Below are 2,981 nucleotides of genomic sequence, written 5' to 3'. Positions count from 1 at the left end.
TCTGGGCGTGCACCTCGAAGCGGCCCGCCATCGCCCGCATCTCGTGCGGGTCGGTCATAAAACGTGTTGCCATGTCGGCTGTTCTCCTTGCTACGTAGTTACTGGGTGATGTGGTGAAGACGGTGGCCGGATCGGTTACGTGTTACGCAACCGCCGTGCCGAATGAATAGAAATGACCCCCCCTTCCCGTCAGCCGGCGGCCACCGGGCGCTGTCACGGTGAGACGGACGTCAAACCCGAACCGCGGCGTTTGAGTTGACGGAGTGCGTGTTGCGCTGCAGGACGTTCTGCGGGCCCAACTCTGCGGCCCCGGGATCGCTCCCTGCGGGGCGGTCACGTTGGAACCCACGTCGGTGACGATCTGTCCCAAGGTCCCGAACCGCCAGTCCGATCAGCCGGCGGCGGCCGCGTTGGCTGCCTCGGTGGCAGCGTACGAACCGGAGCTGGTGGACAGAGTGTTCACGAACTGCTCGTGAATCGCTGCGGCCTGGGCGCTCACCGCCTGGTACATCTGCGCGTGCGCGGCGAACTGGGCCGCGGTCAACGCCGACACCTCGTCGGCAGCGGCGGGTACCACCCCCGTCGTTGGGGCTGCAGCGGCTGCGTTCTGGGCGCTCAAGGTCGACCCGATAGCCTGCAGATTCCCGGCCGCCGCGGCCAGAGCCTCCGGCTGTGTGGTCACGAACGACATATTTGTTCCCTCCTAGTTCTATCCCCGACGATGCGAGACTAGATGACGGTGGCCCCCGAGATCGGTGTGGAAGCCCGGTGTTTGCAATTGTTCACTTAGCGGTACGGCGAATTCACTTTTGGTAACGACACAGTAACAGCGCCTGACCTCGACCGCTGCCCTTCGAAGGGCGGTCATAGCAAACGGTACCAGCCGCCGGTCCAAAAGGTTGCTGGTAATCGTCACCCGGGGTGCCGCGGTCACGCCGGTCGGCGGAAAAATCTGTTTGCCCAATGACCGGTCGCCATGGATCGGCGCGATGACCATTCCGGGTAGCGCGTCGCTGGGACCTCCTTTCGCCCATTTCAACCGTGTGATCGCCGCGGTGGCCGCCGAAGGCGGGTCCGGGTAGCGATCGTGAGAACTCGAGGCGCATCATGCTGCGGACACTGATAGCTGCGTGGCAATCGGCGGCGTCGAACACACCTGCTGACGCGTGCTCAGCCGGCAAACGGGGGCCGGGCCATGACGGTGGGCCGGAATCCGTACTTGGGACCCGCCACCCCGTGCCCGCCGGCACCCGTCCCGGCCAGCGGCATGCCACCGAGCAGGTTCCCCGGCCCGCCGGCGGCCTCGGGAGCCGCACTGATGCTGCTGACCGGAATCGCATGCCCTAGCGCCGGCGCCGCCGGCGCCCCCGACCAGGCCACCGGCACCGACAACTTGCCACCCACCGAGGCCGCGCTGCCCAACGCCGCCACCGGGTGAGCCGCCGCAGCACCGCCACCCAACATCCCACCCAGACCACCAAGCCCGGGCAACGCCTTGGCCGCCGCCGGAGCCGCCCCACCGATCGCACCGACCGACTTGGCGATCTGCGTAAAGGTGTTGGCCATACCAGTACTGAAGTACGGCAGACCCTCGGTGTTGTAGAACAACCCCGCAAACGGGCTGTAGCCGTTGACCAGAGTGCCCAGGTTGGTGGGCAGGCTGGTCTGCCCGGTCAGCAGGAACCAGACCTCCGACAGCGGATCGGTGGTCGTCGTCGCCGCCGTGGTCGTGGCGGCGGTCGCGTTGGTCGACGTGGTCGTCGCCGGCTGCGCCAGCGCCTGCAGGGTCTTCGACGTGTTGGTCGCCGTGGAGTTGGCCGTGGCGTTGGTGACCGCCGCACTCTGGGTGGCCTGACCCGACGGGTTGGTGACCTCCGGCGCCTTCTGGAACTGCGCCACCTTCGTCGCCGAGGCCGACTGGCCCGCATAGCTGTACATCGCGGCCGCATCCTGCGCCCAGTACTCGCCGTACTGCGCCTCCAGCTGCGCGATCAGCGGGGTGTTCTGCCCCAGCACGTTGGTCGCCTGCAGCTGGGTCACCTGCGTGCGGTTCACCGCGATCAGCGGGGGCGGCACCGAGGAGGCGAGGGCGGTCTCGTAGGCCGCCGCGGCGGTACGAGCCTGGGTGGCCGCCTCTTCGGCCTGAGCGGCGGTCGTGGTCAGCCAGGCCGCGTACGGCGCGGCCGCCTGCGCCATCGCCGTGGACGCGGTCCCCAGCCACTCCTCGCTGTTCAGCGAGGTGATGACGTTGTCATAGCTGAGCGCGGCCGAGTTGAGTTCGGCCGCGAGCGCGCTCCATGCCGATGCCGCAGCCAGAAACGAACCCGACCCCGGACCCGAGTAGATCCGCGCCGAATTGAACTCCGGTGGGAACGCCCCATAATCCACCACGAATATGCCCCTTAACCTGTGATGTTCGAATCGATGCGTCGAGTAGTAGATGACGTTAATGCGCTGGTGAGCACCGCTACGCCGGTCAGCGGAGTAACGGCCGTCCGGCGCGCCTTTGCGCCGGGTGTCGGGGCCGGCCGTCCGGTGCCGGCCGACCGCCCCGACGTGTGCCCGAATCGTGGGCGTGAGCTGCGCGAATGGTCGGATCCCCGGGCCCGTCGGCCGCGGATGCCGAGGGCCGATGCCGGCGTGACCGGGCGCAGGTGCATCGAGGCCGGGAATAAAATCCGGCCGCGGCTAACGGTGAGGGTGTGCATGCTGCGATTCCGCCGCTTATCCGGCCGACGGCGGGCGTGTCAGCACGCTGTAGCGGAACCCGTATTTGTTGACGTACCCGGCGGCCGCGCCGCGCCGCCCGAACGACCCGACCGGCATGCCGCGCAGCAGGCCGTTGGCCCCCGCGCCGGGGGCGCCGGTCGCCCCGGCCTCGATGGGGGTGACCTCCTCGGACACCGCCGCCGGGGTCACCGACGAGGTCAGCGTCGCCCAGTGCTGGGGAACCGAGAGCATCCCGACCCGCGCGGCCTGCC

3 protein-coding genes and 1 pseudogene are annotated in these 2,981 nt (G+C 68.5%); all 4 read right to left on the bottom strand.

All coding sequences use genetic code 11. The annotated features are described in order from the left end of the window. Positions 1-73: pseudogene (locus tag A5646_RS28435) on the bottom strand (WXG100 family type VII secretion target); the annotation flags it as partial. Positions 74-391: 318 nt separating this feature from the next. Further along, positions 392-691 (bottom strand): PE family protein, encoded by a 300-nt coding sequence (locus A5646_RS21330; protein ID WP_066861444.1) that lies wholly within the window; start codon positions 689-691, stop codon positions 392-394. Positions 692-1,170: 479 nt separating this feature from the next. Then, positions 1,171-2,391, bottom strand: coding sequence for a PPE family protein (locus tag A5646_RS21320; protein ID WP_067024043.1), 1,221 nt, complete (start codon positions 2,389-2,391; stop codon positions 1,171-1,173). Between the two features lie 333 nt (positions 2,392-2,724). Further along, the coding region (locus tag A5646_RS21315) for a PE/PPE C-terminal domain-containing protein (protein ID WP_197505254.1) at positions 2,725-2,981 on the bottom strand (257 nt) is incomplete at its 5' end.

Source organism: Mycobacterium sp. 1245499.0 (assembly GCF_001673615.1).
In the GTDB taxonomy this organism is placed as follows: Bacteria; Actinomycetota; Actinomycetes; order Mycobacteriales; family Mycobacteriaceae; genus Mycobacterium; species Mycobacterium europaeum_A.
This window is presented reverse-complemented; position numbering and strand designations above follow the sequence as displayed.